Annotated in this window: 22 protein-coding genes; 9 read left to right on the plus strand and 13 right to left on the minus strand. The window is 70.3% G+C overall.

Annotation, left to right across the window (positions count from 1 at the left end):
- Positions 1 to 28: 28 nt before the first annotated feature.
- On the plus strand, positions 29 to 706 hold the full coding sequence (locus tag DFR41_RS17385) for a response regulator (RefSeq protein ID WP_114803658.1): 678 nt from the start codon (positions 29 to 31) through the stop codon (positions 704 to 706).
- Positions 696 to 2,105: a sensor histidine kinase gene (locus DFR41_RS17390; protein WP_114803659.1), complete on the plus strand. Its 1,410-nt coding sequence runs from the start codon at positions 696 to 698 to the stop codon at positions 2,103 to 2,105. Before DFR41_RS17385 ends, DFR41_RS17390 begins: the two co-directional genes overlap by 11 nt.
- Here the strand turns inward: DFR41_RS17390 and DFR41_RS17395 are convergent.
- From DFR41_RS17395 to DFR41_RS17415, 5 genes are all read right to left on the minus strand, one after another.
- Entirely contained in the window at positions 2,087 to 3,616 is a 1,530-nt protein-coding gene (locus DFR41_RS17395; RefSeq protein WP_017760150.1) for a tripartite tricarboxylate transporter permease, read from the minus strand. The genes DFR41_RS17390 and DFR41_RS17395 overlap by 19 nt on opposite strands.
- Complete coding sequence (locus DFR41_RS17400) at positions 3,616 to 4,062, minus strand: tripartite tricarboxylate transporter TctB family protein (protein ID WP_017760151.1); 447 nt, start codon at positions 4,060 to 4,062, stop codon at positions 3,616 to 3,618. The genes DFR41_RS17395 and DFR41_RS17400 overlap by 1 nt, the downstream gene beginning before the upstream one ends.
- 31 nt (positions 4,063 to 4,093) lie before the next feature.
- A complete protein-coding gene (locus tag DFR41_RS17405; protein WP_043115028.1) occupies positions 4,094 to 5,074 on the minus strand; it encodes a tripartite tricarboxylate transporter substrate binding protein in 981 nt (326 codons plus the stop codon).
- A gap of 63 nt (positions 5,075 to 5,137) precedes the next feature.
- Positions 5,138 to 5,440 (minus strand): hypothetical protein, encoded by a 303-nt coding sequence (locus DFR41_RS17410; protein ID WP_147284378.1) that lies wholly within the window; start codon positions 5,438 to 5,440, stop codon positions 5,138 to 5,140.
- 104 nt (positions 5,441 to 5,544) lie between these two features.
- On the minus strand, positions 5,545 to 6,735 hold the full coding sequence (locus DFR41_RS17415) for an MBL fold metallo-hydrolase (protein ID WP_244917788.1): 1,191 nt from the start codon (positions 6,733 to 6,735) through the stop codon (positions 5,545 to 5,547).
- Positions 6,736 to 6,909: 174 nt separating this feature from the next.
- Between DFR41_RS17415 and DFR41_RS17420 the strand changes: the two genes are divergently transcribed.
- Positions 6,910 to 7,452: a hypothetical protein gene (locus DFR41_RS17420; RefSeq protein ID WP_114803661.1), complete on the plus strand. Its 543-nt coding sequence runs from the start codon at positions 6,910 to 6,912 to the stop codon at positions 7,450 to 7,452.
- Positions 7,453 to 7,500: 48 nt separating this feature from the next.
- Here the strand turns inward: DFR41_RS17420 and DFR41_RS17425 are convergent, their stop codons facing one another.
- From DFR41_RS17425 to DFR41_RS17440, 4 genes are read right to left on the minus strand one after another with little or no spacing between them, the layout of a single operon-like run.
- On the minus strand, positions 7,501 to 8,571 hold the full coding sequence (locus tag DFR41_RS17425; RefSeq protein WP_114803662.1) for a tripartite tricarboxylate transporter substrate-binding protein: 1,071 nt from the start codon (positions 8,569 to 8,571) through the stop codon (positions 7,501 to 7,503).
- Positions 8,540 to 10,054: a sensor histidine kinase gene (locus tag DFR41_RS17430; RefSeq protein ID WP_114803663.1), complete on the minus strand. Its 1,515-nt coding sequence runs from the start codon at positions 10,052 to 10,054 to the stop codon at positions 8,540 to 8,542. Before DFR41_RS17430 ends, DFR41_RS17425 begins: the two co-directional genes overlap by 32 nt.
- Positions 10,035 to 10,700 carry a response regulator gene (locus DFR41_RS17435; protein WP_114803664.1) on the minus strand — a complete coding sequence of 222 codons (666 nt, stop codon included), beginning with the start codon at positions 10,698 to 10,700 and terminating at the stop codon, positions 10,035 to 10,037. The genes DFR41_RS17430 and DFR41_RS17435 overlap by 20 nt, the downstream gene beginning before the upstream one ends.
- Before the next feature lie 53 nt (positions 10,701 to 10,753).
- A complete protein-coding gene (locus DFR41_RS17440) occupies positions 10,754 to 11,764 on the minus strand; it encodes a Bug family tripartite tricarboxylate transporter substrate binding protein (RefSeq protein ID WP_114803665.1) in 1,011 nt (336 codons plus the stop codon).
- Positions 11,765 to 12,035: 271 nt separating this feature from the next.
- On the opposite strand from DFR41_RS17440, the gene DFR41_RS17445 reads away from it, so the two are divergent.
- Positions 12,036 to 12,773 (plus strand): transporter substrate-binding domain-containing protein, encoded by a 738-nt coding sequence (locus DFR41_RS17445; RefSeq protein ID WP_114803666.1) that lies wholly within the window; start codon positions 12,036 to 12,038, stop codon positions 12,771 to 12,773.
- A 47-nt stretch (positions 12,774 to 12,820) separates the two neighbouring features.
- Here the strand turns inward: DFR41_RS17445 and DFR41_RS17450 are convergent, their stop codons facing one another.
- A complete protein-coding gene (locus DFR41_RS17450; protein ID WP_017758227.1) occupies positions 12,821 to 13,477 on the minus strand; it encodes a GntR family transcriptional regulator in 657 nt (218 codons plus the stop codon).
- A 271-nt stretch (positions 13,478 to 13,748) separates the two neighbouring features.
- On the opposite strand from DFR41_RS17450, the gene DFR41_RS17455 reads away from it, so the two are divergent.
- From DFR41_RS17455 to DFR41_RS17475, 5 genes are all read left to right on the plus strand, one after another.
- The gene (locus DFR41_RS17455) at positions 13,749 to 14,639 is read left to right on the plus strand and encodes a dihydrodipicolinate synthase family protein (protein WP_017758228.1); all 891 of its coding nucleotides are present in this window, start codon (positions 13,749 to 13,751) and stop codon (positions 14,637 to 14,639) included.
- Between the two features lie 39 nt (positions 14,640 to 14,678).
- On the plus strand, positions 14,679 to 15,665 hold the full coding sequence (locus tag DFR41_RS17460) for a Bug family tripartite tricarboxylate transporter substrate binding protein (protein ID WP_017758229.1): 987 nt from the start codon (positions 14,679 to 14,681) through the stop codon (positions 15,663 to 15,665).
- A 75-nt stretch (positions 15,666 to 15,740) separates the two neighbouring features.
- On the plus strand, positions 15,741 to 16,739 hold the full coding sequence (locus tag DFR41_RS17465) for a dihydroxyacetone kinase subunit DhaK (RefSeq protein WP_114803667.1): 999 nt from the start codon (positions 15,741 to 15,743) through the stop codon (positions 16,737 to 16,739).
- Positions 16,739 to 17,338 carry a DAK2 domain-containing protein gene (locus DFR41_RS17470; protein WP_114803668.1) on the plus strand — a complete coding sequence of 200 codons (600 nt, stop codon included), beginning with the start codon at positions 16,739 to 16,741 and terminating at the stop codon, positions 17,336 to 17,338. The genes DFR41_RS17465 and DFR41_RS17470 overlap by 1 nt, the downstream gene beginning before the upstream one ends.
- Before the next feature lie 105 nt (positions 17,339 to 17,443).
- Entirely contained in the window at positions 17,444 to 18,832 is a 1,389-nt protein-coding gene (locus DFR41_RS17475) for a GntP family permease (RefSeq protein ID WP_017758975.1), read from the plus strand.
- A 37-nt stretch (positions 18,833 to 18,869) separates the two neighbouring features.
- On the opposite strand, the gene DFR41_RS17480 is transcribed toward DFR41_RS17475, so the two are convergent.
- The 3 genes from DFR41_RS17480 to DFR41_RS17490 form a co-directional block, all read right to left on the minus strand.
- On the minus strand, positions 18,870 to 19,505 hold the full coding sequence (locus DFR41_RS17480) for a response regulator transcription factor (RefSeq protein WP_017758974.1): 636 nt from the start codon (positions 19,503 to 19,505) through the stop codon (positions 18,870 to 18,872).
- A complete protein-coding gene (locus DFR41_RS17485; RefSeq protein ID WP_043114936.1) occupies positions 19,502 to 20,560 on the minus strand; it encodes a sensor histidine kinase in 1,059 nt (352 codons plus the stop codon). The genes DFR41_RS17480 and DFR41_RS17485 overlap by 4 nt, the downstream gene beginning before the upstream one ends.
- A 195-nt stretch (positions 20,561 to 20,755) precedes the next feature.
- Entirely contained in the window at positions 20,756 to 24,334 is a 3,579-nt protein-coding gene (locus DFR41_RS17490; RefSeq protein ID WP_114803669.1) for a class I SAM-dependent methyltransferase, read from the minus strand.
- Between the last annotated feature and the right edge of the window lie 16 nt (positions 24,335 to 24,350).

A 24,350-nucleotide genomic window follows, 5' to 3' on the forward strand; every position in this document is an offset into this window, starting at 1 on the left:
GGACAATGGCAACTTCGAGAGGGCAAGCATGAAGTTGTTGTTGGCAGAGGACGAGACGGCGCTGGCCGACTGGATGGTGCGCGCGCTCACGCAGAGCGGCAGTGCGGTGGACTGGGTGGCCGACGGGCGGCTGGTCTCACGCGCGCTGCGCGCCGAGCGCTATGACGCGCTGATCCTCGACCTGGGCCTGCCCGGGCTGGACGGCGAGGATGTGCTGGCCAATCTGCGCGAGGACGACGAGGCACTGCCGGTGCTGGTGCTCACGGCGCGGGACACGCTGGCCCAGCGGGTCTCCACGCTGCGCGGTGGCGCCGACGACTTCATGGCCAAGCCCTTCGAGATCGAGGAGCTGGAAGCGCGCCTGCTGGCGCTGGTGCGCCGGGCGCGCAGCCGCGAGCCGGCGCGGCCGAGCTGCGGCTCGCTCAGCTTCGACCCGGCCGCCAAACGCTTTCAGCTGGGTGCGGAGTCCCTGACCCTGACACCGCGCGAACACGCACTGCTGAGCGTGCTGATCCGTGCGCCGGGTCAGCCGGTGGGCAAGGCCGAGCTGATGCAGCAGGTGTTCCCTGGCGACGCCGAGGTCAATCCGGAAGCCGTGGAGGTGGCCATCCACCGGCTGCGCAAGCGCCTGCTCGGCAGCGATGTGCAGGTGACGACGATGCGCGGACTGGGCTACGTGCTGGAGGCAGTCGGCCATGCGCCTTGATGGGCTGCACCGCACCAGCCTGCGCCGCACGCTGACCGTGGTGCTGCTGGCGGGCGTGCTGGCCGGCAGCGTGCTGCAGGTGCTGGCCACCTGGCGCACGGCCGATGCGGCGGTGAATGCGGCCTTCGACCGCTCGCTGTACGGCGCCATCCGCGCCATCGACGCAAGCATCTCCACCGAGAGCGGCGGCATTGGCGTCGAGCTGCCCTACGTGCTGCTGGAGTTCTTCGAACTGACGGCCAGCGGCCCGGTGCACTACCGGGTGGCCACCGAGGACGGGCTGGTGGAGATCGGCAGCCCCGACATTCCCATGCCGGACGAGCCTACGGCGCTGCGCATGCCGCATTTCCAGACGGTGGACTACGTGGATGGTCCCGCGCGCGTGGGTACCTACGTGCGGCCGCTCGGCGAGCCGGCCAGCGGCAACATCGTCATCCAGGTGGCAGAGTCGCTGGACTCGCGCATCGAGTTCAGCCGGCAGTTCATCCTGCAGGCCGTGGTGCGGGATGCGCTGCTCGCGGTGCTGGCCGCCGCCATGGTGGCCATGGCCGTGAGCTGGTCGCTGCGGCCGCTCAAGCAGCTGCGCGAAGGCGTGCAGGCCCGTCAGGCCGACGACCTTTCGCCCATCGACACCGCCCGGGTGCCGGTGGATGTGCTCCCCCTGGTGCAGGCGACCAACGACCACCTGGGCCGCTACCGCACGCTGCTTGCCACGCAGCGGCGCTTTCTGGACGATGCCTCGCACCAGCTGCGCACGCCATTGACCACCCTGCTGACCCAGGCCGGTTATGCGCTACGGGAGCCGGACGACCGGCGCGTGCGCGAAACCATGGAGGCCATGCGCGCCCAGCTGCGGGCCATGATCCGGCGCGTCAACCAGCTGCTGGTGCTGGCACGCGCAGACACCTCGCCGCTGCAGTCCGAGCGGATCGACCTGGCGTCAGTGGCAGGCGAGGTGGTGCGCCGGCTGTGGCCTGTCGCACGCCGCAAGCCGGTGGACTTGGGGCTGGAGCACGACGGTGCGCCGGTGACGGCGCAGGCGCATGCGGGCCTGGTGCAGGAAGCGCTGTCGAACCTGGTGGACAACGCCCTGCGCCACACGCCGGCTGGCGGCAGCGTCACAGTGGGCGTGCGCGCCGAGGCGGGCGAGTGTTGCATCGACGTGACCGACGACGGCCCCGGCATCCCCGAAGACGAACTGCCACTGGTGACCCAGCGCTTCTTCCGCGCGAGCAATGCACAGGGTGTGGGCACCGGCCTGGGCCTGGCCATCGTGCAGTCCATCGCGACGCGGCTGCACGGTCGCCTGGTACTGGCCCGCGCACCGGGGGGCGGGCTGCGGGCCAGCCTGTGGCTTCCGGCCGCGCAGCCGCGCGTCGATCAGGCAGCGGGTACCTGACCGACCGCGGCGGCACGTCGCCGCGCGCGCTGCTGGCGCAGGCGCAGTAGCGGCGGCACGACCAGCATCAACACGGCGCAGATCCAGAGGCCGAGCGAGATGGGGCTTTCGACCAGGATGGCCGTGTCGCCCTGCGTGATCGACAGCGCGCGGCGCAGGTTCTGCTCCATCAGCGGCCCGAGCACGAAGCCCAGGATCAGCGGTGCCATGGGCACGCCCTGCTTGCGCAGCAGGTACCCGGCCACGCCGAGCACCGCCATCAGCACCAGGTCGAAGGTGGTGGCATGCACCGCGTAGACGCCCACGGTGCTCACCGTCAGGATGGCCGGCACCAGCAGCCAGTTGGGCACCGATAGCAGCTTGGTGAACAGCCCCACCATCGGGATGTTGATGACCAGCAGGATGATGTTGGCCAGGAACAGCGAGGCGATGAAGCCCCACACCAGGTCCGGTTGCATGCTGAACAGGGCCGGGCCCGGTGTGATGTTGTAGAGCGCCAGCGCGCCCATCATCACGGCGGTGGTGCCCGACCCGGGCACGCCCAACGTCAGCATGGGCACGAAGGAGCCGGTGGCCGCCGAGTTGTTGGCTGCTTCAGGTGCTGCCACGCCGCGGATGTCGCCGTGGCCGAAGGTGCCTTCCTTGTCGAGCAGGCGCTTTTCCATGCTGTAGGTCATGGCGCTTGCCACCGTGGCGCCGGCGCCGGGCAGGATGCCCACCACGAAGCCCACCACGCTCGAGCGCAGCGTGCTCACCCAGGTGTACTTGACCTCGAACCAGTTGAAGAGCTTGCGGCCCGTCTCGCGAACGATGCCGCCGGTGCTGTGGTGTGCCTCCAGCATGAGCAGGATCTCGCTGATCGAGAACACGCCGATCACCACCACCACGAACTGCACGCCGTCCGACAGGTGCACGTCGCCGCCGGTGAAGCGGTAGATGCCCGAGTTGGAATCCAGCCCCACGCAGGACAGCGCCAGCCCCAGGATGGCGGCGATCCCGGCCTTGACCGGCGCATCGCCGAGCAGGCCGGTGATGCAGGCGAAAGCGAAGCACATCAGCGCGAAGTACTCTGCCGGGCCGAAGGAGATCGCCCATTGCGCCAGCAGCGGTGCCAGCATCACGATGCCGGCGGTGGCGATCAGCGAGCCCACGAAGGAGCTCCAGGCCGAGATCGACAGCGCCACGCCTCCCAGGCCCTTGCGGGCCATCGGGTAGCCGTCGAGCGCCGTCATGATCGCGCCCGCATCGCCGGGGATGTTCAGCAGGATCGACGAGATGCGCCCGCCGTACTCGCAACCGATGTACACGGCCGCCAGCAGGATCAGCGAGGTCTCCGGCGGCAGCTTCATCGCGAAGGCCAACGGCATCAGGATGGCGACGCCGTTGATCGGCCCCAGCCCGGGCAGCAGCCCCACCACCGTGCCGATGAAGGCCCCCAGGGCCGCCGTGATCAGGTTGACCGGCGTGAAGGCCACGCCGAAGCCACTGAGCAGGAAGTTCAGCGTCTCCATCAGAGGGCTCCCAGCACCGGCGCGAGCCAGCCCATCGGCAGCACCACATCGAGCAGCCGGTCGAACATGTAGAAGGCGCCCACGCCCAGCACTGCGCCCGCGGCCAGGCACTTGAGCGGCTTGCCGCCGAAGGCCATGCCCACGGGCACTGCCACCAGCGTGGTCGCCAGCGCAAAGCCCATCACCTCGAAGCACAGGGCATAGGCAAAGACAGCGCCCAGGACCACCGCCACCTGCTTCAGCGGCAGGCCGCGATAGTCGGTCGCGTCGGCCGAGGGCTTGATGGCCAGCCACAGGCCTGCCACGGCGAGCAGCCCGGCCAGCAGCATCGGAAAGGCCCGCGGGCCCACGGGTTCATAGGAGATGTCGGCCACGTAGTGGCGTGCCGCGAGGGCCATGACGGCCGCCAGCAGCACGCACGCCACGCCAAGGATTCGGTCGGTCATGCGTCGGTTGCTCTTGCGCTGTGCGCGGTGCTCAATTGGCGACCTTCAGGCCGAACTCCTCGACCAGCTTGCGGTACTGCGCGACCTGCTGCTTGACGTAGCCGTCGAGCTCGCTGCCCACGATGGCCAGCGGGAACAGGCCGCGCTCGTCGCGCAGCTTCTCGTAGGCGGGCGTGGCCATCATCTTCGAGAAGGTCTGCGACCAGGTGTCGTAGTCGGCCTGGCTCACCTTCGGGCCCAGGTAGAAGCCACGCACGATGGGCCACTGGATGTCGGCGCCGGCTTCCTTGGCCGTGGGGACCTTGGCGAACTCCCCGGGGAGGCGCTTGTCGGACATGACCGCCAGCACGCGCACCTTGGTGCCGGCCTTGGCCTGCTGCAGTGTCTCGGCCGCATCGCCGGTGAATACATGGATGTGGCCGCCCTGCAGCGCGGTCATGGCCTCGCCGCCGCCTTCGAAGGCCACGAAGCGCATCTGCCGCGGGTTGACGCCCGCGGCGCGTGCCAGCAGCGCGGCCTTCATCCAGTCCTGGCTGCCGATGGTGCCGCCGGCACCGAGCACGACCTTCGCCGGGTCGGCCTTCATCGCGGCCATCACATCCTGCAGGGTCTTGTAGGGCGAGTTCTCGGCCACCACCACGGCGCCGTAGTCGGTGCCGATGGCCGCGAGCCACTTCACGTCGTTCTCGGAATAGCGGCCGAACTTGCCCTGCGCGAGGTTGAGCAGCGAGCCGCCCGAGAAGGCCACGATGGTGTTGGCCGCATCGGGGCGCTGCGCAATGATGGTGTTGTAGGCCACCGCACCGATGCCGCCGGGCATGTAGGTCACGCGCATCGGGTCGGCGATGTACTTGCCCTCGAGCAGGCCGCTCTGGACCAGCTTGCAGGTCAGGTCGAAGCCGCCGCCGGGCTTGGCCGGTGCGATGCACTCGGTCTTGTCGAGCGGGCCGGCCAGGGCCGCGGTGGCTGCGGCCATCAGGACAAAGGACAGGGAAAGAGGACGAAAAGCCATGTGAGGTCTCCAGTGGGATCTAGCGTCCCCTGACCTTATCGGCGCACGCCTTTCGTCCGGCTTTCAGCGGGATGCCGTAGAAACCCTGGTCCGCAGCTGAGCGGGAAAGCGACCCACGGCAACGGCGCCCTGGGCGAAGGTCACGCGCACCACCACATCGTCGGACGGCTGCAGGCGCACGCCGGCGAAGAAGAGCGCGTTGTCACCCTGCGGCTTGCCCGCATGGCTTTTCTCCGCGCCGTTGCGGCGAACGATCAGCGTCGGCGTGCTGCCTGCGGTGCGCACGAGCTCGCCGTGATCCTCGACGTAGAAGTGCAGGCCATCGCGGCGCTGCACCAGCTCGAAGGACGTCTCGCCGTCGTTCATCACGCCGCCGTGCTTGGGCGGCCAGTCGCCATGGGCGAAGGCCGCCCATGGCGATGCGGCCACCAGCAGTGCGCAGGCACACTGCACGAGCGCACGGCGCGACCTCAGTCGTACTTGCATTCCAGCGAGCCCGCGCGCGGGTTGGGGAACTGCTGGCCCGGCCCCGGGCCTGTGGCTGGCAGGCCGTAAGCCGCCTTCATCTTGTCGTTGGCCACCACCTTCACGCCGTCGCGGCCATAGGTCCATGCGTCGAAATAGTTCGTCGGATAGATCTGCGGCACTTCCACCGTCTTCAGGAATTCCTTCAGCTTGGGTTGATCGTCCTCGTTGTAGGCATAGTGCATGCCGTAGGTCAGGCTGAAGGCCTGGCCCCCCGCCGCACGGGAGTTGAGGTGATGCGGCATGAAGGTCTTCACCTCGAACTCCGGAATCACCGTGCGGGCCTGGTAGACCATGCGCGACTCGGGCCCGCCCTGCCACACATCGAAGCTCTTGAGACCTGCGGACTTGAGGGCGTCCTTGAGGTTCTGTAGCGGCGAGCCGTAGGTGGTGGTGACGTTCTGGCCGTTCTCCACCGTGGTGACCACGCGCGGGGCCGTGAGGTCGGGGCCGCCCGCGCCGCTGTCGGAAACGAACCAGCTCAGCGTCTCGCCGGTCTTGATCTTGGTGGTGAAGAGGAAGCCGAAGGTCTCGGGGCCGCCGGTGCCGTTGCTGAACTCGTCGCAATCGACGCTGTGCACCCAGCGGACGGCGCGGATCTGGGTGAAGGCATCGAGGTCGATCACCTCGCCGCCCTTGAGCCCCACGCATTGGTCGGCTGGGATGCCATTGCTGCCCACCAGCGTGGCGCAGGCGGCCGGCGGTGCGTACACGCGCTTGCCCGTCTGCTTGGCCCACTCGGGCAGTTGTACGGAGTGATCGGGGTGCACGTGGCCGAGCAGCACGACGTCGACGGAGTTGCCGGCCACGCCGTCGGTCAACGCGGTGAGAGCCTTGGTGACGGCGGCGGCATTGGCCGTGCGCCCGGAGTTGACCACTTCGCCGTCGAGCATCACACCCTTGCCGCCGATCTGGTAGTGCCAGTTGGTGATGCCGAACCAGGTCATCCGAACGTCGGCGGGCGCGTTGGCCAGCGGGTCGGCAGCCGGCGGCGGGGGCGGCGGCGTGCTGGGCTGTTGGGACGAGGGAGGTGGGGGCGCCACGAGGCCCACGCTGGTCTGCTTGCTTCCGCCGCCGCATGCGGCCAGCAGCACCACGGCTGCGCAAACGCCCGTCAGGGCGAAGGTTCTGTTCATGCATGTCTCCATAGGTGCGGGCGCCATGGTGGCCCGCGCGCAGCGACCATAGAAGGCCGCGCCTTTCAATTGGCTTTCAATTCGGCCTGGGACCTGTACCGATGGGAAAGCGGCTGAACAGTGGGGACAATCACGTTCTGCGCGGGCGCCCCTGCGCTTGTCGAATTCGAATCCATGACCTTCATCCGCGCCGTTGGCCCGCCGTTTGTACGCCTCTCGCGTCGCGTGCGGATCGCCGGTGCGATGCTCCTTGTGGCCGGCGCACAGGCCGCCTGGTCCGATGACGCACCCTCCGTGCAGCTGGGCGGCACGGTGATGCATGCCGATGCGACACGCAGCCTTGCGCTCATGGCCGTGGGTCCGGCAGGTTGGCAGTTATACCGAGCCGGGGGTGCGCTCACGACCGAGTGGAAGATCGACGCCGTCCATGTCGACGAAGTCGTGCTGCGTGCGGCCGATGGCCGGCTGGCCGTCGTGGCCATGAGCGCGGCCCACGAGCCGACCGCTTCGCCGGGTATTCCGGCGTCCGTGCCCGCTACCACGCCGCGCCTTCCGGCAGCAGCCGTTGCCCCCGTCCTGCATGCGCCCGGCCCGCCACGAGCCGCTGCCAAACCCCTGCCCATGTCGCCAGAACGGGCTGCCGCCCTGCGGTCGCGGCCTTCTGCCGCATCGATCCAGGCGGCGCAGCAGGAATTCGAGCTGCCAGCGAACGACTGAGCGGGCTTCGCCATCCAGCCTGAACGTCGGCCACGGCGCGGCAGCCCCTCAGTTGCCCGTGCGGCTCCAGCGGCGCAGGCCCAGTTCCGTGGCCAGCTTCTGGTATTTGCTCAGCTCCGCTTCCACGAAGCGCTCCAGGGCTGGACCGGTGAGCGTGAAGGGATAGAGCGCGTGGCGGGCCAGCAGCTGCGCATAGCCCGGCGCCTTCATCGCTTCCTCGAAGGCGGCGGTCCACGCGCGCAGCGCGGGCTCGGGCACATCGGCGCTGAGGTACACGCCGCGCACGGTGGGCCAGACGATGTCGATGCCCTGCTCGCGCGCCGTGGGCACGCCCTGCAGCGCGCCGCCCAGCCGCCCGGCCGAAAAGACGGCCAGGAAGCGCAGGGCGGCGCCGGCGTCCACGGCCTGGGCGGCCTCGGCCGCGTCGCCGCAGAACACGTCCACATGCCGCCCCTGCAGCGCATTGAGCGCATCCCCGCCGCCTTCGAAGGCCACGAAGCGCATGGTCTTGTGGTCGCCGCCGCTGGCCCGCACCAGCAGGGCGGCCTTCACCCAGTCCTGGCTGCCGACGGTGCCTCCGGCGCCGAAGGCGATGCGGCCGGGCTTGGCGCGCAGCACCTCCACCAGGTCCTGAAGCCGGCGGTAGGGAGAGTCGCGGTGCACGGCGATCACGCCATAGTCGGCGCCGAGCAACGCCAGCCAGCGCACCGCCGAGACCGGATGCGGACCGAAGCGGCCCTGCGCGATGTTCAGCAGCGAGCCACCGGAAAAGGCCACCAGCGTGCCGGGGCCACCGATGCGCCCGGTGGCGATCTGGTCGAAGGCGAGGGCGCCGATGCCGCCGGGCAGGAAGCGCTGCGTCAGTGCAGGCCGCTGGGGCCGCACCGCCTGCAGGGCGTCGCGCGCCAGTGCGCAGGTGAGCGCGAAACCACCGCCGGCCTTCGCCGGGATGACGCATTCGGCGGGCTGGACGCTCGGGTCCGGGGTGGCGGCCGAGGGGGCGGCGGCAGCAGCGGCGAGCGCCGCGCCTGGCGCGCCCGCAGGGAGCACCAGGGCTGCGACGGCCCGAAGCAGCAGCTGGCGGCGATCAGGTGGGCGTGCCGGGGCGCGATGCCTCATGGGTGTCTCCTGTCGTTCTTGCAGTGTCGGCGCGGCGGTCGCGGGGCCACCAGATCTCGGCATGCAGGCCGGACGATGGCGCACGGTCCCGCAGCCGCAGTTCGCCGCCGTGGCGCTGGGCGATGGATCGCGCGATGGCCAGCCCCAGGCCGAAGCCGCCCGGCCGCGCGCCGCTGCCGCGCTGGAAGCGCTGGCCGAGGCGCGCACGGTCCTCGGCATCCAGGCCGGGGCCGTTGTCCTCGACGGCCAGCCACCAGCCCTGCGCATCGCTGCCGGACAGCAGCGTCACCGTGCCGCCGTCGGGTGTGTAGGCCACGGCATTGGCCACCAGGTTGGCGAAGGCCTCGCGCAGCAGATGGCGGTCGCCGACGGCGACGGGGGCGCCCTCTTCGGGCTGGATGCCCAGGTCGATGCGCTTGCGGCGGGCGGTCGGCAGCCATTGCAGTGCGACCTCGCGCAGCAGTTCGCCGCTGTCGAAGAAGGCCGCCTCCACCGGCACCGTGTCGCTGCGGCCGAGGGCCAGCAACTGCTGTGCGCTGCGCGTGGCGCTGGCGATTTCGGCTTCGAGGGCAGCGAGTGCGTCCTGCACCAGGCCCGCGTCCTGCTCGCGCCGCGCATAGTCCACCTGCATCTGCAGCGTGGTGAGATGGGTGCGCAGCTGGTGCGACGCGTCGTCCAGGAACTGGCGCTGCAGCGACACCAGTTCCTGCGTGCGCGCCATCTGTCGGTTGACGGCCTCCACCAGGGGACGGATCTCGGCGGGCAGGTTCTCCTGCGAGATGCGGTTCAGGTCGTCGGGCGCGCGCTCCTCGACCTCCTGCGCCAGCCGCGAGAGCGGCCGCAGCGCTGCCAGCAGTGCGGCCGTGGTGCCGCCCAGCATCAGGAGCAGCACCAGCAGGTCGCGCAAGGCGGCACTGCGCACGAAACGGGCGCTGAAGACCTCGCGCGACTGGGTGCTTTCGCCCACCTGGATCATCACGCGGCGCGCCGTGCTGCCGGCGGGCGTGCGCTCCAACTCGCGCTCGTAGGCGGCCAGTCGCACCGGCTCGCCGAAGTAGACCGCGTCGTAGAACACCGGCACGCCCAGGGGCGGCGGGGTGGTCGGTTGGGGGAAGTCGGCACTGCCCAGTTCGACCAGCCCGTCCGAGGTGGCGACGCGAAAGAACACCTGGCCGCTCGCCGTGAGCTCGAAGAACTCGAACATGGTGTAAGGCATCTCCAGCGAGAGGCCGCCCGAGGCGGTGGAGATGTTGGCGTCGATGGACTTGAGGGCGCCCAGCAGCGAGCGGTCGTAGGCCGAGTTGGCGGATTCGAGCGCATCGTGCCGGGTCATCCACAGCTCCAGCGCCGTCGCCGCGGCAAGCCCCGGCAGAAGCAGCAGTGCCAGCCGCTGCCAGAGACTGCTTCGCTGAAGCCAGCGGGCGACGCGCGGGCGCAGCCCCAGGCCCGCGGCGGCCGGCGGCTCAGTCCGGCTCGAGCACATAGCCCAGCCCGCGCAGGGTGACGATGCGCGCGCCACTGCCGTCCAACCGCCTGCGCAGCCGGTAGACCAGCACTTCGACGGCCTCGGGGTGCACATCGTCCTGGTCCGAGAAAACGCGGTCGACGATCTGCTGCTTGGACAGCGGCTCACCCGTGCGCTGCGCCAGCGCCCGCAGCACGGCGGACTCGCGCGGCGACAGCGCCAGCACCTCGCCATGCAGCGTGAACTGCCGCCGTGTGCCGTCGTACACCAGTGGGCCGCAGGCGAAGCGCGGATGCTCCACGCCGCGGGCGCGGCGCACCAGCGCATGCAGCCGCGCCTCCAGCTCGGCAAGGGCGAAGGGCTTGGCCAGGAAGTCGTCGGCGCCCGCATTCAGCGCTGCCACCTTCTCGTCCACCGAATCGCGCGCGGTGAGGATGAGCGCCGGGATGCGCTGGTCGCGCTCGCGCAGGCGCTGCAGCACGCGGTGGCCGTCCAGTCCCGGCAGGCCCAGGTCGAGCACCAGGGCGTCGTGGTCGCGCTGCTGCAGGGCGCGGTCGGCGAGGCGGCCGTCGTCCACCCACTCGACCTGGATGCCCGAATGCTCCAGCGCCCGGCACAGCCAGGTGCCGAGGGTGTGTTCGTCTTCCGCCAGGAGGATGCGCATGGGGGCCGATGCTAGCTGCGGCCCATGGCCGCGTCGGCAGCCGGCGGCGCCGGTCAGTCGGGCTTGATGTTGGCCCGCGCGATGACCTTCTGCCAGCGGGCCTGCTCGGCCGCGATGAACTGCGCGAACTGCTCCGGCGTGCCACCGACCACCTCGGCCGCATCGGCGCTCATGCGCTCCAGCGCGGGCGGCGACTTGGCCGCCTTCATGGTCTCGGCGGAGAGTTTGGCCAGGTGGGCCGGTGTCATCGAGGCCGGGGCCATCATGCCGTACCACTGCGTCATCTCGAAGCCCGGGAAGCCCTGCTCGGCCACGGTGGGCACATCGGGCAACTGCGGCAGCCGGCGGGTGGAGCCGGTGCCGATGCAACGCAGCTTGCCCGACTTGATGAAGGGAATCACGGCCGCCGCGCCGATGGCCGAGGCCTCCAGCCGGCCGGCCATCAGGTCGGTGAGCATGGGGCCGGTGCCCTTGTAGGGCACGTGCAGCATGAAGATGTCGGCGCTCATCTTCAGGTATTCCATGGCCAGGTGACCGGCACTGCCGTTGCCGGCCGAGCCGTAGCTCAGGCGGCCCGGGCGGCTCTTGGCATAGGCGACGAACTCCTTGAGGTTCTTGGCCGGCACGTCCGGATGGATCACGTACAGGCTGGGCACCTTGGCCAGCAGGCTGACGGGCTTGAAGTCCTTGTTGGGGTCGTAGGGCAGCTTGGCGAAGATGTACGGATTGACCGCCAGCGTGCCGATGTGGCCCAGGATGAGGGTGTGCTGGTCGTCGGCACGGGCCACGTCCTGCATGGCGATGTTGCCCGCGGCACCGGGCTTGTTGTCGACGTAGACGCTCTGGCCCAGGGTCTTGCCCAGTTCGGCCGCGGTGGAGCGCGCCACGATCTCGGACGAGCCGCCCGGTGCGAAGGGCACCACAAAGCGCACCTGGCGCGAGGGCCAGTTGTCCTGGGCGAAGGCCAGGTGGGGCAGGGCGCCGGCGGCGACGGAGGCGGCGGCGCCCTGCAGCAGGCGGCGGCGGGTGGGCAGGGCGGGGTGGGCGAGCGGATCGTGGGTCATGGCGTGTGTCTCCGATGGGGGAAGGCGGGCTCGGCGCCCTGGGCCCACCGACGGGCGCAGCGACGGGGGCCTTGGGCAGTGTGAACGCCTGGGGCGCGATGGTGCGCAAGACAAGCTGTCAAAAGGCTTTCAGTCGGGTGCGGGCGCTGCTTCCTGGATGTCGACAGCCGGGGGACCGGCGGCCGCCTCCCGGGTCGACGATGATCGATGCCGTTGCCGGCGTGTCGTCGCCGGCCGCCGCACGCATTTCTGTGTTTCGAAGGAGTCCTGCATGTCCCTCATCGACCCGGCCATCGTGGCCGCCTTCGCGCCGCGCGGCGTCCTGCGCGCTTCCATCAACCTGGGCAACCCCATCCTCACCAACCGCCACCCGGACACGGGCGAAGTGGGCGGCGTGTCGGTGGACCTGGCGCGGGCCTTCGCGCAGAAGCTGGGCGTGGGCATCGAGCTGGTGGTGTTCGACGCCGCCGGCAAGTCGGTGGCCGCCGTCAAGGCCGAGGAGGCCGACATCGGCTTCTTCGCCATCGACCCGCTGCGCGGCGAGGGCATCCGTTTCACCGCGCCCTATGTGCTGATCGAGGGCGCGTACCTGGTGCGCGATGCCTCGCCCCTGCAGTCCAACGACGAGGTGGACCGCGCCGGCACCCGCGTGATGGTGGGCAAGGGCAGCGCCTACGACCTGTACCTGACGCGCGAACTCAAGGCCGCCACCATCGAACGCGCGCCCACCTCGCCGGCGGTGGTCGACAGCTTCATCGCCGAAGGCGCCGACGTCGCGGCCGGCGTCAAGCAGCAGCTGCAGGCCGATGCCGCGCGCATCGGCGGCCTGCGGCTGCTGCCGGGACGCTTCATGGTGATCCAGCAGGCCATGGGCACGCCCGCCAGCCGGGGCGAGGCCGCGGCCGCCGCGCTGGCCGCCTTCGTGGAAGAGGCCAAGGCCAGCGGCTTCGTGGCCGAGGCGCTGGCGCGGCACGGCATCGAGGGGGCCTCGGTCGCGCCCGCGGCCTGACGGCCTTCGCCTGGGGCCGAGGGCATGGCCCAGGTGGCGGCAGACGCCTACTGCGCCTGCAGCATGCCCGACAGCACGCGGTGCTTGGACTGCTCGATGTGGGCCATCATCCGTGCCAGTGCGCCGGCGCGGTCACTCGCTGCCAGCGCATGCAGGAAGTCCAGGTGCTCGCGCATGGCGGGCACCACCTGCATGGGCCGCAGCGAGTCGGCGTCGTAGCGGATCAGCCGCACGTGCAGGCTGTTGACGCGGTAGATCTCCGACAGGATCTCGTTGCCGATGGCGTCGACCATCGTGTCGTGCAGGCCCCAGTCGACGGCCTGCGCGTCCTTCTCCAGCGTGGCATCGGGCTCGGGCTGCAGGGCCCGTTGCAGGATCGCCTCGTGCTGCTCGATCAACCGTGTCACCGTGGCCGCGCTGGCCGTGGCCGCAAAGTGCTGCACCGCCTCGCGCTCGACCATGGCACGCACCTGCCAGGCGTTGCGGATGAGCTTGAGGTCCACCGGCGCGATCTGCAGTCCGCGCTTGGGCACCGTCTTGATGAGCCCGGCCGCCTCCAGCCGCGGCACCAGTTCCCGCACGGCAGCCAGCGGCATCTTCAGCAACTCCATCAGCTCGCGCTGCGAGACGAACTGCCCCGGCCGGATCCGCGCATCGATGATCTGCTGACGGAAGCCGTGGTAGGCCAGGGTGCGCTGTGCCACCGGCTCTCCGGCCGGTGAAGAGGGCGGGGGCGTGGCCGCGGAGCGGACGGGGCGGGAAGAGGTACGGGCCGGAGCGGTGCTGCGCATGGGGGCATGGTACGTGGACTGGCACGGTCTGCGCCTGGGTGATCGCAGTTCGGGTTATCACTGAAGTTCAGCTAACATGTCAGTGCGCTTATAGTTGCATCACAGTGCGGCAGACAGGCGGCGCAGCGCGGCCGGCCCATCGCCGGCCTCGACCTCGAACCTCTTTCCCTTTCACGGAACCACCATGGCTCTCCAGCTCCAGGGCGTCATCCCGCCCCTCGTCACCCCCTTCACCGCCGACGGCGACATCGACGAGGCCGCCTACCGGCAGGTCATCCGCTTCAACCTGTCCAAGGGCGTGCACGGCGTCTGCCCGGGCGGGAGCAGCGGAGAAGGCCACACGCTCACCGCCGAGGAGTTCCAGCGCCTGCTGGAGATCACGGTGGAAGAGGTGAACGGCGCCGTGCCCATCGTGGCCGGCATCATTGCCAACAGCACCCGAGAGGCGATCCGCCGCGCCAAGTCCATTGCCCACCTGCCCATCGCTGCGCTGCAGGTCACGCCGGTGCACTATCTCTTCAAGCCCGACGAAGAAGCCACCTTCCGCCACTTCAAGGCGCTGACCGAGGCCGTCGACATCCCGGTCATCATCTACAACGTCGTGCCGTGGAACTACCTGAACCCGGCGCAGATGATCCGCCTGATGAAGGAGCTGCCGGGCGTGCAGGGCATCAAGCAGAGCCAGGGCGACCTCAAGCTCATGGCCGACCTCGTGCTGGGCGTGCCCGAAGGCTGCAAGGTCTTCTCGGCCGTCGACGCGCTGCTGTACTCGTCCTTCGCGCTGGGTGCGCACGGCACCATCGCCGCCACGCCGGCCGCGCTGCCGGGCGTGTGCGTGAACCTCTGGAACACCGTGCAGGCCGGCGACCACGTCAAGGCGCTGGACATGCACCGGTCCATGCTCGCCTTCTGGAATGCGGTGGTGGCCGACAACCTGCCGGCCAACCTCAAGACCGCCATCGCGCTGCAGGGCTGCCCGACCGGCCTGCCGCGTGCGCCCATGCCGCCCACCACGCCGGAACAGGAGGCCCGCATCCGCAAGGCCCTGGACGACGTGCTGCGCTTCGACGCCTGAGACGCGGCCATCCTTCCTCGAACAATGGAGACAACGCGCATGAAGATCCAACGCCGTGGCCTGCTCAAGGCCGGAACCCTCGCCGCCCTGGGCGGCCCGCTTATCGCGCCGGCCTGGGCGCAGGGTGGCGCCTTTCCCAACAAGCCGGTGACCATCGTCGTGCCCTTTCCGGCCGGCGGCAACACGGACATCGTGGCCCGCACGGTGGCCGTCGCCCTTGGCAAGGTGCTGGGCCAGTCGGTGGTGGTCGACAACCGCGGCGGCGGGGGCGGCTCCATCGGGGCCAACGTGGTGGCCCGCGCACAGCCGGACGGCTACACGCTGCTGCTGTGCGGTGCCGGCGTGGTCGTGACCGTGCCCGAGATGGTCAAGACGGCCTACAGCCGCAAGGACTTCGCGCCCATCGGGCTGGTCAACAAGAGCTCGATGGTGCTGCTGGCGCGCAAGAACGATCCGCGCTTCAAGACCTTCCAGGAATTCGTCGCCTATGCCCGTTCGGGAGAGGGCAAGGTCAATGCCGCGCATTCCGGCCCGGGCACGCCCAACCACCTGGCCCAGCTGCAGCTGGAGGCACTGCTGAAGGCCAAGTTCACGCCGGTGAGCTACAAGGGCTCCGGCCCTGCGCTGGTCGACCTGATCGGCGGCCAGGTGGATGTGCACTTCGACCAGGTCACCAGTTCGCTGCAGCACATCCGCGCCGGCACGCTCGAGCCGCTGGCCGTGCTCGGCCCCACGGAAGACCCGGCACTGCCCGGCGTCAAGACCGTGGCCGAGCTGGGCTTCGGCCAGATCGACGGCACCACCTATGTCGGCGTGCTGGGCCCGAGCGGCATGCCGCCAGCCTTGCAGGAACAGCTCGCGAAGGCACTCGCGCAGGCCGTGCAGGATCCGCAAACCGTGCGCAGCGCGCGGGAGCTGGGCAGCGTGGCCATCTCCAGCACGCCGCAGGAGTTCGGCCGCATCCTGGATGCCGAGTACACGCTGGCCAGCGCCGCCGCCAAGGATGGCCGCCTGAAGGTCGATTGATCCGTCTGCGCGTCTCTTGGGGCGGCCGCGGGGCCGCCTCGTCTCTTTCGACTGCCTCTCCTCCTCTCATCTGCCGTGAAGAAGATCCTCAACAACCCCCAGCACTACGTCGACGAGATGCTCGACGGCCTGTGCCTGGCCCATCCTCAGCTGCAGCGCCAGGGCGACGACGGCCGCGTGATCGTGCGTACCGGCGGCCCCGTGCCCGGCAAGGTCGGCATCGTCACCGGCGGCGGCTCGGGCCATCTGCCGGTGTTTCTCGGCTATGTGGGTGAAGGCCTGCTCGATGCCTGTGCCGTCGGCAACGTGTTCGCCGGCCCGCGCATGGACGACTGCATGACCGCCATGCGCGCGGCCGACGGCGGCGCGGGCGTGCTGCAGCTCTACGGCAACTACGGCGGCGACCGCATGAACTTCGACATGGCGGCCGAGATGCTGGAGCTCGAAGGCATGGCGGTCGCCTCGGTGCGCGTGGCCGACGACGTGGCCAGCGCGCCGGCCGAACAGCGCGACAAGCGCCGCGGCGTTGCGGGCCTGGTCTTCGTCTACAAGGCGGCCGGTGCCAAGGCAGCGGCCGGCGCGTCGCTGGCCGAGGTCGCCGCGCTGGCACGCAAGGCGGCGGATGCCGTGCGCTCGATCGGCGTGGCCCTGACGCCCTGCGTGGTGCCCGAATCGGGCAAGGCCTCCTTCGAGATCGCCGACTCCGAGGTCGAGTTCGGCATGGGCATCCATGGCGAGCCGGGCATCTGGCGCGGACCGCTCAAGAGCGCCGACGCGCTGGTGGACGAGATGCTGGACCACGTGCTGCCCGAACTGCAGCTTGCGCGTGGCGACCGCGTCACGCTGCTGGTCAACAGCCTGGGGGCGACGCCGCTGGAAGAGCTCTACATCCTCTACCGCCGCGCACGGCAGGTGCTGGATGAGCGCGGCATCGTCATTGCCCATCCGCTGGTGGGCCGCTACGCCACCTCGATGGAGATGGCCGGTGCCTCGCTCAGCGTGATGAAGCTGGACGACGAACTGGCCGGGCTGCTGGCCGCACCGGCGGACTGCCCCTTCTGGAGCGTGCGCTGATGCTCGACGCCGACACCCTGGCTGCCGCGCTGCCGACGTGGTGCGCCGGCGTGCACCGCGCGGCGCCCGAGCTGAACGAACTCGACGGCCGCCTGGGCGATGCCGACCTGGGCGCCACGCTGGACAAGTGCGCCACGCTGGTCGAACAGGCGCTGCCCGACATGGCCGGCGCGCCGCTGGACGCCATGCTGCGGCGCTGCGCGCAGGCCTGCGCCAAGGCATCGGGTTCGAGCTTCGGCACGCTGCTCACCGTGGCGCTGATGACCGCCGCCAAGCGATGCGTCGGCGTCGCCGCCCTCGACCGGCCTGCGCTGGCTGCCCTCCTGGGCGAGATCGGCGAGACCCTCGCCGCCCGCGGCGGTGCGAACCTGGGCGACAAGACCGTGCTCGACAGCCTGCACGCCGTTCGCCAGGCATTGGCCGAAGCGCCCGATGGGACGCCCCTGCGCCCCGTGGCGTGCGCTGCAGCCCGGGCCGCGCTCGACCGCTTCCGCGACCGACCCAACCGGATCGGCCGCGCACGCATGTTCGCCGACAAGACCATCGGCATGGACGACCCCGGCATGGTCGCACTGCTGCGCATGGCCGAGGCGCTGTAGCGCCGACTGCAGGTCGGGCGCCGAGGCCCTGGCTGCACGCGTGCGTGAGATTTCACCTAGGATGCGGCCCCTCCACCCCGGCCGACTTCGGGCCGCAATCCGCGCATGACCTCCACCGACATCCAGCTCCTCGCCACCGCCCTCGTCAGCGTCATCGCGCTCGTCCTGCTGATCGTGACCCGGCCGCGGCTGCATCCGCTGCTGGCGCTGCTCGTGGTCTCCATCGGCGCCGGCCTGACCACCGGCATGCCGCTGGACAAGCTGATGCAGGCCATCGTCGGCGGCGCCGGCAAGACGCTCGGCGCGGTCGGTCTGGTCGTGGCGCTGGGCGCGATGCTGGGCAAACTGCTGGCCGACGCGGGCGTGACCGAGACGCTGGCGAACGCCATCCTGGACCGGGCCTCGCGCCGCATGCTGCCCTGGGCGATGGCAGGCGTGGCCTTCGTCATCGGCATCCCGATGTTCTTCGAGGTAGGTCTGGTGGTGCTGCTGCCGCTGATCTTTGGCGTCGCGCGCAAGCTGGAGGCGCAGCGCGAGGGCAGCGGCTCCGCCTACGTCTATGTGGGCGTGCCCGTCATCGCGGCGCTGGCGGCCATGCACGGCATGGTGCCGCCGCACCCGGGGCCGCTGACGGCCATCGCCACGCTCAGGACCAACGTGGGCGCGACCATGATCTATGGCTTCATCGCCGCGCTGCCGGCCATCGTGCTGGCCGGGCCGGTGTATGGTGCCTTCATCGCACCGCGCATGACGGTGCGGCCCGATGAGGCGCTGGTGGCGCAGTACGCGCCGGCCACCGACGCGGCGCAGGATGCGTCCAGGCGCCACCTGCCCAGCCTGGGACTGGGCGTGCTGACGGCCCTGGCGCCGGCGCTGCTCATGCTTGGCCATGCGGTGGGGGAGATCCTGCTGCCCAAGGGTTCGGCGCTGCTGCACGCGCTGGCCTTCCTCGGCCATCCCGTCACGGCGATGCTGCTGGGCGTGGTGCTGGCCATGGTGGCCCTGCGGCCAGGGGCACCGGAGCAGATGCGTGAAGCCCTGGGCAGCAGCCTCAAGCCGATCGCCAGTGTGCTGCTCATCATTGCCGGCGGCGGTGCCTTCCAGCAGGTGCTGACGGACGCGCGCGTGGGCGACGCCATCGTGCACATGAGCCAGCAACTGGCCCTGTCGCCGCTGGTGCTGGGCTGGCTGATCTCGATGCTGCTGTCGGTGTCCACGGGCTCTGCCACAGTCGGCATCGTGGGTGCGGCCGGCCTGCTGGCGCCGCTCGGCGCAGCCGACCCGACGCTGAACCTGCCGCTGCTGGCCCTGTCGATCGGGTGCGGCTCGCTGTTCTTCAACTATGCCAACCATGCAGGCTTCTGGCTGGTGAAGGAATCCTTCGGCATGAGCATGGGCGAGGCGACCAAGACCATCTCGGTGGTGCAGTCCATCGTGGCCGTGGTGGGCCTCGTGATGGTGCTGCTGCTCAACCTGCTGCCGCCGCTGGGCTGACGACCGGCTCCGCCCGGGTCGACAGCGGGCCGCTGCTTCAGCCCGCGTCGCCCAGCCGGTCCACCATCCGCACCAGCTCGGCCAGCGAGGCCGCCTGCATCTTGCGCATGGCCTGGCCGCGCCGCACCTTCACCGTGACCTCGCTCAGCTGCAGCTGCCAGGCGATCTGTTTGTTGAGCTGGCCCTGCACCACGAGGCGCACCACGGCCTGCTCGCCCGGCGTCAGCAGGGCCCAGCGCGCGTGCAGGTCGGCGCCCGCGGCCTCCTGCGCCAGGCGTTCGCGGTCGCGGGCGATGCCCTGGTGGATGGCATCGAGCAGGTCCTGCTCGCGGAAGGGCTTGGGCAGGAACTCGATGGCGCCGCCCTTCATCGCCTCCACCGCCATGGCCATGTCGCCGTGGCCGGTGATGAAGACGACGGGCAGGCCGATGCCGGTGGCCCGCATCTGCCGCTGGAAGTCCAGGCCGCTCTGGCCCGGCATGCGGACGTCGAGCACCAGGCACGCCGGGGCCGGTTCGCGGGGGTGGGCCAGGAAGTCGCGCGTCGCGCCGAAGCCGATGGCGCGCAGCCCGACCGAGGCGAGCAGGTCTTCCAGCGCGGCGCGCACCGAATGGTCGTCGTCGACCACATAGACGATGGGTTCCGCGTCGGCGGGCGAGGTCGGCGGGGTCAAGGCAGCTTCTCCTGCGGGGCGGCGGGCAGGCTGAACCGGAACACCGCCCCCAGGCCGGCGGCGGGCTCGGCCCAGATGCGGCCGCCGTTGGCTTCGACGATGGTGCGGCTGATGCTCAGGCCGATGCCGATGCCCTGGGGCTTGGTGGTCCAGAAGGCGTCGAACAGGTGGGCCTGCACCTCCGGCGCCAGGCCGATGCCCGAGTCGCGGATGGTGAAGACCACGGTGTCGCCCTCGCGGGCGGTGTCGATGTGCACCTCGCGCCGCGCGCCGGGCGCGGCGGGCATGGCGTCGAGCGCGTTGAGCAGCAGGTTGCCGATGACCTGCTGCACCTGCACCGGATCGGCCCACACCGGCGGCAGTCCGGCGGCCAATGCCTGGTGCAGGTCGATGCCTTCCTCCTGCAGCCGGTCGTGCGACAGCGCCACGATCTCGCGCACGCTGGCGTTGAGGTCGAAGCGGCTGGCCTGGGGCGGTTCGCCCCGCGTGAGGCTGCGCACCCGGGCGATGACGCTGCTGGCCCGCTCGGCATCGGCCTGCATGCGCTGCAGGGCCTGGCGCGCCTTGTCGAGTTGCGGCGGTGCCTGCGCCAGCCAGCGCTGGGCGGCATTGCCGCTGGTCACGATGGCCGCCAGCGGCTGGTTCAACTCGTGCGCAATGGAGGTGGTCAGGCCCGACAGGTTCTGCGCCCGGGCGATGCGTTCCAGCCGGGCCTGCGCGGCCTGCGCCGCGGCCCGGGCGCGTTGCATGCGCAGCACCAGCCAGGTCACCATGGCGATGGCCGACACGCTCAGGCCCATGTTGATCAGGCCGGCGTGGTAGTGGCCGCGCGGCGTGAGCATGAAGCTCAGCACCGTCATCGCGATGCACGCCATGCCCAGGGCGCGCAGCGCCCGCGGCTGGAGCGCCCGCTCGGCCGACAGCACCACCACCGCATAGAGCACCGCCGCCGCCACCTCGTAGTTGGTGAGCGTGTCCGCCACGAAGATGGCCGCCATCGCCACGGCCACGAGGGCGACGCGGAGGACGGAGCGGGTTCGGGCCAGGAGGAGCATGGTGCGGCGCGCAGCGAGGACCGTCATGCACGCCGGGAGAGCGGCATGCGGCCAGGCGGGATTGTGCGCGACGTGGCCAGGTCGGCGGCCGTCGCGCAGCCGCACGGGCGCGCCCCGTTGCGACGATGCCATGCTGCACACGCCGGTTCCGGCGGTGCAGGGGCTCACCGCCTTTGCCCGTGCGACGACGGTCGGTCAGCTGCGGTTGGCGCGCGCTGCCTGCAGCGCGAGTTGCTCGTCGATCAACGACACCCAGGGATGCCGCGTCTTGAAGTCGTCCATGAGGCGCCGGTAGTTCTCGGGCGCCGTGGTCTCCGTCTTGATCATCGAGGCGGCGTGCACGCGGTATTCGGCGAGTGTCTGGGGCTCCCAGAGGCCACGCTGGCCCTGCTCGGCGAGCCGGCACCAGAAGTCGTAGTCCTCCCAGCCGTGCCTCACGTGGTCGTAGCCGCCGACGATGGCCCAGGCCTCCTTGGCCACCAGGGCCATGGCGTCCACGTAGTTGCCCGCCACGAAGCGTTGCGGTTCGTAGCGCGCGTCGCTGATGGTGCGGCGCGAGGCGCCGAAGTGCTGGATGGTGGGATAGACAAAGGCCACGGCGTTCGCCCGCATGACGCCGTGCAGCGTTTCACAGCAGGTCGGCAGCAGCCGGTTGTCGGCGTCCAGCGGCAGCACGTAGGGTGTCCGTGCAAGTCCGAAGCCCACGTTGCGGGTCATGGCCAATCCGCTGTTGACCGCGTTCCTCGCAACCACTGCCCGGTTGAAGCGGTGGGCGTTCTCGCGGACCCAGGCCAGTGCCGTGTCCAGGGAGGCGTCCGTGGAGCAGTCGTCCACCACGATCAGGTCCAGCACCGCCAGGCTCTGGGCCTGCACCGACTCCAGCGCCTCGACGATGAATTGCGTGTAGTTGTACAGCGGGATGATCACCGAGATCTCGGCCACCTCCGGCTCCGCGGCCCAATGCTCGAAGAGCACGGTGGACGGCACGAGTGTGGGGCTGCGCCACGGCGTCGCGCGGATGCGCGCGTCCAGCGCGAACCCCCGCGCGGCCTGGACGTCGCCACGCAGTTGATCGAGCACGCAACCGAAGCGCGCCGCGCGCTGCAGGGGACCGAACTGCGCCAGGGCGCTGAGATGCGCGGCGGCGGCGAGTCCGTCGCGCAACGCCGGCTCGTCGACCAGCCGGGACAGGCAGCGGTACCAGTCGTCGCCGTCGGAGGCCAGCAGGCCGGTCGCTTCGTGCGAGATGGCGCGGCGGAAGGGGCCGGTGGGCGAGGCGATCGTGGGCACATGCAGCAGCGCCGCCTCGAAGAACTTGAGTTCGCTCTTGGCTTCGCAGAAGGGGTTGCCGAACTCCAGCGGTGCGATGTTGATGTCGAAGCGCGCCATCTCCTGCGGCAGGGTCTCCAGCGTCTGGAAGGGCCGCCACTCGATGCGGTCCTCCAGCCCTTCCAGCGCCGGAAATTCCTCCACTTCGACCAGGCGCACGCCCGCCAGCGTCTGGAACAGGACCAGCCGGCAGCGCGCGTTCTCGCGCAGCACGCGCGCAATCGCCTCGATGGCCAGGCCGAGGTCGCGCTGGTGGGTGCGTGAGCCACCGGCGTAGCCGATGCGGATCAGGTCGTCGCTGCGCGTGCTGCGCCACGCTTGCGCGCTGCGAAGCGAAAGCTCCAGCGTGCCGTGGTCGAAGCCATTGGGCACGACGTGGGCGCTCTTGCCGGCCCAGCGCATGTGGTATGCCAGTTCCTGGGTGCTGGCCAGGCAGATGTCGGCGGAGAGCATCGCGCGGCGGATGTTGGCGAAATGCGCGCGGACATGCTCGGGCACATGGCCGTCCGAGCGGATGCCATCGATGAACTTGATCTGGGCGAGGTCCGGCTCGACCATCAGATCGTCGATGTCGAACACGACCATCTTGCCCTGCGCGCGCATGCGGGCGACCGCCTCCTGCAATGCGGGTGTCCAGGGCGTGCGCCACAGCATCATCACGTCGTGCTGAGCGGTCAGCGACAGCTTGTCCTGCAGCTGGTCCAGGCGCACCCACTCCGAGGGCACGCCATTCATCCGCGCCGCCTCCATGTACCGGGCCACGCGGTAGATGTGCCCGGGGGTGTCGGGTTCGCCGGACACGTAGAAGATGGAGAAGCGCTGGGTCGGCAGGGCGGGAAGGGCGGGCTCGCCCTGCGAGAGGCCGTGCACGGCGGCGTAGCGCCCTTCCTCGATGCCGTGCTCCATGTAGTGCAGCAGCGGATTGAGGCCCGCTGCTGCCACGTCGGTGTAGTGGGCCAGGTAGGTGGCGGACGAGAACATGGGGCCCGGGTCGCGGCCCTCGAGCGCACCGTATCTCAGGTAGTGGTCCGCGGGGTCCAGCCCTGCTTCCGCGACATCGGGATAGGTGAGCAGGTACCAGGCGCGGTCGAAGTAGGGGGAGCGGCGGATGGTCTCGGTCTCCCAGGTCTCGCCGATGACGATCTTCCGGTTGCGCAGACGCTTTGCAATGCGGCGAAGCCGTCCGGGCTCCGCAGCCTTGGCCTGCGCAGCGGGATCGGTCTGGGTGTCGCGAAAGCGCTGCAGCAGGGCACGGGAGTGTTCGCCTTGTGCCTGGGCGCGCTCCTTCCAGGCGACGGCGATCTGCTGCTGAAGGCCTGCCTGGCGGTCCGCGGTCACCGCGCGTTCCTGCGCCTGGGCCAGTTCCGTGGTCAGCTGGGCCACCATGCGGCGCAGTTCCGCCACCCGGCGTCCCGCTTGCTGCTGCACCAGCTGCGTCGCGTGCGTGGTGGCCTCGGCGCGCTCGGCCCGCGCCTCGGACTGCGCGGCACGTGCCTCGGCCGCCTGGGCCTGCTGCGCCAGTGTCTCGAGTTCGGCACTGCGCTGCGAGTCGGCCTTGACGGTGCTGCTTTCCGTCGCGGCGGACCGCTCGGCGCGCAGTTGCGCCAGCTCGGCCTCGGCCTGCACCTGCTGGGTTTGCACCGCGTGCAGGCGCTGGTTCAGCTCGGCACTGCCCAGTTGCTCGCGGGTGGTCACGAACCATCGCGTGCCCAGGTGCGAGAAGCGGGTGCGCACGGCGTCCGCCTTGTCGGCCTCGAGCTTGCACAGGGCCTTGATCGCGGCCGGTGCGTTGCGGCCGACCGCCAGGACGCCCAGGCCGTGCCCGTGCAGGAACTCGAAGGACGGGTACTGGCCGATCAGCTCGGCGAAGTAGCGGAACACCCCGAAGTCGCGGCTGCGCACGTTGGTGTCGTGGAACAGGACCACGGCCCGGTCGGACAGCTTGGGCAGCCAGGTCTCGAAGTCGTGGCGCACCGCCTCGTAGGTGTGGAAGCCATCGATGTGGAGCACGTCGACCGAGCCGTCGGCGAAATAGGGCAGGGCGTCGTCGAAGGTGGACTGCAGCAGCTCTGAGAAGGCGCTGAAGTGCTTGTCATGGAAATCGCGCAGCGCGTAGTAGACCTGGGGGTCGAAGTGCCCCGCGTGCTCGTCTCCCGCCCAGGTGTCCACCGCGTAGCAGCGCGTGCCTGTCTCCAGTCGGGCCACGGCCTCGCAGAAGGCGGCGTACGACACGCCGTTGTGCGTTCCCAGCTCCACCAGCGTGCGGGGCCTGCAGGCCGACACCAGCCAGAAGGCGAAGGGGGTGTGGGTCCACCACGCGCTGGGCTTGCCCAGCAGATGGGGTGTCCAGAACAGCGGCGCCAGCGCCGGGTCCGTCAGGACGTCGAGCGAGCGGTCGAGGCTCGTGCACTCGACGGCAGGAAGATGAACGGGGGTGTCTTGCATGTATTGCCGCTCGGCG

The sequence above is a fragment of the Pseudacidovorax intermedius genome, from assembly GCF_003350475.1.
Taxonomy (GTDB): domain Bacteria; phylum Pseudomonadota; class Gammaproteobacteria; order Burkholderiales; family Burkholderiaceae_C; genus Xenophilus; species Xenophilus intermedius.

Excerpts from the sequence above, each read along its gene's own strand:
- DFR41_RS17455 (WP_017758228.1), top strand. The coding sequence starts at position 13,749 with ATGGCTCTCCAGCTCCAGGGCGTCATCCCGCCCCTCGTCACCCCCTTC.
- DFR41_RS17460 (WP_017758229.1), top strand. The coding sequence starts at position 14,679 with ATGAAGATCCAACGCCGTGGCCTGCTCAAGGCCGGAACCCTCGCCGCC.
- DFR41_RS17470 (WP_114803668.1), top strand. The coding sequence starts at position 16,739 with ATGCTCGACGCCGACACCCTGGCTGCCGCGCTGCCGACGTGGTGCGCC.
- DFR41_RS17475 (WP_017758975.1), top strand. The coding sequence starts at position 17,444 with ATGACCTCCACCGACATCCAGCTCCTCGCCACCGCCCTCGTCAGCGTC.
- DFR41_RS17415 (WP_244917788.1), bottom strand. The coding sequence starts at position 6,735 with ATGAACAGAACCTTCGCCCTGACGGGCGTTTGCGCAGCCGTGGTGCTG.
- DFR41_RS17390 (WP_114803659.1), top strand. The coding sequence starts at position 696 with ATGCGCCTTGATGGGCTGCACCGCACCAGCCTGCGCCGCACGCTGACC.
- DFR41_RS17425 (WP_114803662.1), bottom strand. The coding sequence starts at position 8,571 with ATGAGGCATCGCGCCCCGGCACGCCCACCTGATCGCCGCCAGCTGCTG.
- DFR41_RS17410 (WP_147284378.1), bottom strand. The coding sequence starts at position 5,440 with ATGAACGACGGCGAGACGTCCTTCGAGCTGGTGCAGCGCCGCGATGGC.
- DFR41_RS17400 (WP_017760151.1), bottom strand. The coding sequence starts at position 4,062 with ATGACCGACCGAATCCTTGGCGTGGCGTGCGTGCTGCTGGCGGCCGTC.
- DFR41_RS17490 (WP_114803669.1), bottom strand. The coding sequence starts at position 24,334 with ATGCAAGACACCCCCGTTCATCTTCCTGCCGTCGAGTGCACGAGCCTC.
- DFR41_RS17445 (WP_114803666.1), top strand. The coding sequence starts at position 12,036 with ATGTCCCTCATCGACCCGGCCATCGTGGCCGCCTTCGCGCCGCGCGGC.
- DFR41_RS17440 (WP_114803665.1), bottom strand. The coding sequence starts at position 11,764 with ATGACCCACGATCCGCTCGCCCACCCCGCCCTGCCCACCCGCCGCCGC.
- DFR41_RS17430 (WP_114803663.1), bottom strand. The coding sequence starts at position 10,054 with ATGTGCTCGAGCCGGACTGAGCCGCCGGCCGCCGCGGGCCTGGGGCTG.
- DFR41_RS17405 (WP_043115028.1), bottom strand. The coding sequence starts at position 5,074 with ATGGCTTTTCGTCCTCTTTCCCTGTCCTTTGTCCTGATGGCCGCAGCC.
- DFR41_RS17420 (WP_114803661.1), top strand. The coding sequence starts at position 6,910 with ATGACCTTCATCCGCGCCGTTGGCCCGCCGTTTGTACGCCTCTCGCGT.
- DFR41_RS17385 (WP_114803658.1), top strand. The coding sequence starts at position 29 with ATGAAGTTGTTGTTGGCAGAGGACGAGACGGCGCTGGCCGACTGGATG.
- DFR41_RS17485 (WP_043114936.1), bottom strand. The coding sequence starts at position 20,560 with ATGCTCCTCCTGGCCCGAACCCGCTCCGTCCTCCGCGTCGCCCTCGTG.
- DFR41_RS17435 (WP_114803664.1), bottom strand. The coding sequence starts at position 10,700 with ATGCGCATCCTCCTGGCGGAAGACGAACACACCCTCGGCACCTGGCTG.
- DFR41_RS17395 (WP_017760150.1), bottom strand. The coding sequence starts at position 3,616 with ATGGAGACGCTGAACTTCCTGCTCAGTGGCTTCGGCGTGGCCTTCACG.